Raw genomic sequence first — 2221 nt, forward strand, 5'->3', positions numbered from 1 at the left:
CCCAGCGGACAGCCCGCACAGCAGCCCCAGCAGGCCAACGGCCAGGCGGCCAATCCGCCTCCCGCTCAGCCGAACCAGTCGCTGTTCTTCGTCGGCGGCAACTGGAGCGCGCCGTTCATCTCGCCGATCGCTCCCGGCGTTTCAGGCCAGTAAGGCGGGGCGCAAAGCGTCCCCGTACCCACTGCTCAACCGCGTTGCGCGGCCTGCTCGTCGAGCTGGCGTTGGATCTCGCGACGCTTGTTGGCGATCGAGGCGATGATGACGCCGACAGCCACGACCGCGATCAGGATGGTGCAGGCGGCGTTGATTTCCGGCGTCACGCCGAGACGCACCTGGCTGTAGATCTTCATCGGCAGCGTGGTGGCGCCCGGGCCCGAGGAGAAGCTCGCGATGACCAGATCGTCGAGCGAGAGCGTGAAAGCCAGCATCCAGCCGGAGATGATCGCCGGCAGGATGACCGGCAAGGTGATCTGGAAGAAGGTCTTCACCGGTGGCGCGCCGAGATCCATCGCCGCCTCCTCGAGCGAGCGATCGAACGAGACCAGCCGCGACTGCACGACGACGGCGACGAAGCACATGGTGAAGGTGATGTGCGCGAGCGTCACCGTGAAGAAGCCGCGGTCCAGCCCGACGGCGACGAAGAGCAAGAGCAGCGAGAGGCCCGTGATGACCTCCGGCATGACCAGCGGCGCGAAGACCATGCCCGAAAACAGCACCCGCCCCCGGAAGCGCGTGTAGCGCGTCAGCGTGATGGCGGCGAGCGTGCCGAGCACGGTCGCCACCGTCGCCGAGATGACGCCCACGCGCGCCGTCACCCAGGTGGCGTCCATCAGGCCCTGATTGTGGAATAGCGACACGTACCACTTGGTCGAGAAGCCGCCCCAGACGGTGACGAGCTTCGATTCGTTGAAGGAAAAGACGATCAGAAGCACGATCGGCAGATAGAGGAAGGCAAAGCCCAGCACGATCGAGGTGATGTTGAAGCGGCTCCAGGTCGAGTTCATCTGCCCTGCTCCTGTGCCTTTGCTTGCGCCTGCTGGAAGAACATGATCGGGATGATCAGGACCAGGAGCAGGATGACGGCCACCGCCGAGGAGACCGGCCAGTCGCGGTTGGAGAAGAATTCGTTCCAGAGCGTCTTGCCGATCATCAGCGTCTGCGAGCCGCCGAGAAGGTCGGGGATGACGAACTCGCCGACGGCCGGGATGAACACCAGCAGGCAGCCGGCGACTACGCCGGGCAGCGACAGCGGGAAGGTGATCTTCCAGAAGGCGCCGATCGGCGGGCAGCCGAGATCCTCCGCGGCCTCGACCAGCGAATAGTCCATCTTTTCAAGCGACGAATAGAGCGGCAGCACCATGAAGGGCAGGTAGGAATAGACGATGCCGATGAAGATCGCCGTGTAGGTGTTCAGGATCACCAGCGGCTGGCTGATGATGTGCAGCGACATCAGCAACTGATTGAGCAACCCTTCGGGCTTGAGGATGCCGATCCAGGCATAGACGCGGATCAGGAACGATGTCCAGAAGGGCAGGATCACCAGCATCAGCAGGGTCGGACGGATCGTCGCCGGCGCACGCGCCATGCCATAGGCGATCGGATAGCCGACGATCAGGGTGAGTATCGTCGAGATCCCCGCGATGACCAGGCTCGTCACATAGGCGTTGAAATAGAGCGCATCCTGGGTGAGCCAGGTGTAGTTATCGAAGTTGAGCTCGCGGAAGCCGGCGAGGAATCCCGAGATGCCGTCGCTGAAGTTGAGCACCGGCGTATAGGGCGGCATAGAGATCGCCGTCTGCGACAGCGAGATCTTGAAGACGATGATGAAGGGAACGAGGAAGAAGAACAGCAGCCAGAGATAGGGGATGATGATGACGAGGCGGTTGACGAAGCCTTTCGCCAGCCTCGCCGGCAGTGTCGTGGTTTGCGTCAATGGGGCGGCAGTCGCTGCGATATCGGTCATCTCAGCCTCTATCGGGTCAACACGACGCCGGCATCGGGCCGGAAGGAGACCCAGGCGCGGTCATTCCAGGTCAGCGGATCCTCGGTGACGCGCGAGGCGTTCAAGGCGCTTGCCCGCACGATCTGCCCGTCGTCGAGCCTGATGTGAAAGACGGTCATGTCGCCGAGATAGGCGACGTCATAGACCTCGCCTTCCAGCGCATTGACGGCATCGGCGGGCTTTTTTGCGGAGACCTTGATCTTCTCCCGCCCGATCGCG

General features: G+C 63.1%; 3 protein-coding genes. All 3 read right to left on the minus strand.

From position 1 onward, the window contains the following. Positions 1–185 precede the first annotated feature (185 nt). Positions 186–1004, minus strand: a complete 819-nt coding sequence (locus EOA24_RS35000) for an ABC transporter permease subunit (RefSeq protein ID WP_042640957.1) — start codon at positions 1002–1004, stop codon at positions 186–188. Then, positions 1001–1963: an ABC transporter permease subunit gene (locus tag EOA24_RS35005; protein WP_126079083.1), complete on the minus strand. Its 963-nt coding sequence runs from the start codon at positions 1961–1963 to the stop codon at positions 1001–1003. The genes EOA24_RS35000 and EOA24_RS35005 overlap by 4 nt, the downstream gene beginning before the upstream one ends. An 8-nt stretch (positions 1964–1971) precedes the next feature. After that, a partial coding sequence (locus EOA24_RS35010) for a TOBE domain-containing protein (protein WP_127410653.1) occupies positions 1972–2221 on the minus strand: 250 nt, incomplete at its 5' end.

It is taken from the genome of Mesorhizobium sp. M2A.F.Ca.ET.039.01.1.1 (assembly GCF_003998035.1).
Taxonomy (GTDB): Bacteria; Pseudomonadota; Alphaproteobacteria; order Rhizobiales; family Rhizobiaceae; genus Mesorhizobium.

What these genes read in the sequence shown, in the direction of transcription:
- EOA24_RS35005 (WP_126079083.1), bottom strand. Translation starts at nt 1,963, where the DNA reads ATGACCGATATCGCAGCGACTGCCGCCCCATTGACGCAAACCACGACA.
- EOA24_RS35000 (WP_042640957.1), bottom strand. Translation starts at nt 1,004, where the DNA reads ATGAACTCGACCTGGAGCCGCTTCAACATCACCTCGATCGTGCTGGGC.